This window comes from Phocaeicola sp. RTP21198st1_B8_RTP21198_201120 (assembly GCF_040929485.1).
In the GTDB taxonomy this organism is placed as follows: Bacteria; Bacteroidota; Bacteroidia; order Bacteroidales; family Bacteroidaceae; genus Phocaeicola; species Phocaeicola dorei.
The window spans coordinates 1-1495 of sequence record NZ_JBCOCI010000212.1 but is presented as its reverse complement, the minus strand read 5'-3'; the positions used below and the strand labels follow the sequence as shown (position 1 = coordinate 1495).

Here is a 1495-nt window from a genome sequence, read left to right as displayed (position 1 = left end):
TAATGGGAGAAGTCAAGTCCTTGGCCTTGGCTGAACCGTAACCGATCACAACCACTTCTTCCAGCTTCTGAACATCATCTTTTAATTGAACATTGATTACATTCTTCCCTTTTACAGCAATTTCTTGAGGTATCATTCCTATATAAGAGAAGGTAATAATAGCATCTTCGGGAACGTTTTCCAAAGTATAGTTACCATTAAGGTCCGAGATAGTACCAGTATAGGTACCTTTTACATGAGCAGACGCACCAATGATCGGTTCACTAAAGGAATCAACAATAGTACCTCTGATTGTTTTGTTTTGAGCAAGCAGTGTCTGTAAACACAACACTGCAACTACAAGAAAAGTAATCTTTCTCTTCATTTTTTTACGTATTAGTTGATAATAAGGTTGCTAAAAAATCGATGCAACAAAGGAATGGAGTTTTTAAAATTCTTGCAAAATAACGCATACTACGCTACTACTTTTATGCTGTACAACACTACGTTTTTAGTACGTTTATCGCTTGTAGACACTTATTTTGGCATGTTTTTTCGCTGATTTGGGATTTTTTAATTATTTGATATTATATTTGAAATTATTTTCCATCACTATAATAGAGAGAGTATTCTATGAGACGCACTGATTTTATCTATTTATTATTTATTTTCATAGGAGGATGTTTATCCCCAGTAATAAGTCATGCATCTACATTTATGCCCATTGTGACCAACTATACAGCCAAAGACTACCAAGCGGGATTACAAAACTGGGCTTTAGCTCAAGGAAAGAACGGAGAGATGTACATTGGAAATAATACAGGACTATTATGTTTCGATGGCTATACGTGGAGTAAATATCAAATGCCCGGTAATCAGCTTGTGCGATCCATACTCATTGATGGTGACCGTATTTATGTGGGAACATACGAGGATTTCGGCTATTTCAGCCGCAACTCTCTTGGTATACTTGAATACACTTCCTTATGGAGCCAACTCAAGATAGGTGAATGCATTTATTTCCAATCATTCAGTTCTTGGTTTAAATATGACGGAAAGAAAGTAACCGCACACTATAACTCTCAACATTTGCCATTGTATTTTCATAAAGCGCATGGACAAATCTATGTACAGATGGTCAACGGTGATTTTTATCTTCTGGAAAATGATGAATATAAACTATTGATTAAACGTAAAGCATTAAAAGATGACTCTGTGGTTGCAGTCATTCCCACCGCAGGAGGAAAAATGATTCTATGTACCGAGTGGAACGGACTTTTTGACTATGACGGAAAGACACTTTCTCCCCACCCTACCGCTATCGATCAGGAATTAAAAAGTCAGCAGATGAATCGTGCCGTAATGATTCCATCAGATTCGACAATCGTACTCGGAACGATCCGCAATGGTATTTATGCCGTTGACAAAGAAGGAAAAGAGAAGTGGCATTATGATATGGAAAATCGTTTATATAACAATTCTGTATTACGGCTTTTCTGTGATGGGGATAATAATG

At 36.7% G+C, this 1495-nt stretch carries 1 protein-coding gene and 1 pseudogene; one reads left to right on the top strand and one right to left on the bottom strand.

Features of this window, described 5'->3' with window-relative positions; genetic code table 11:
- The coding region (locus tag AB5935_RS24615) for a carboxypeptidase-like regulatory domain-containing protein (RefSeq protein ID WP_410525545.1) at positions 1-364 on the bottom strand (364 nt) is incomplete at its 3' end.
- Between the two features lie 248 nt (positions 365-612).
- Here AB5935_RS24615 and AB5935_RS24610 point away from each other — a divergent pair.
- Positions 613-1495, top strand: a pseudogene (locus AB5935_RS24610) (hypothetical protein); the annotation flags it as partial.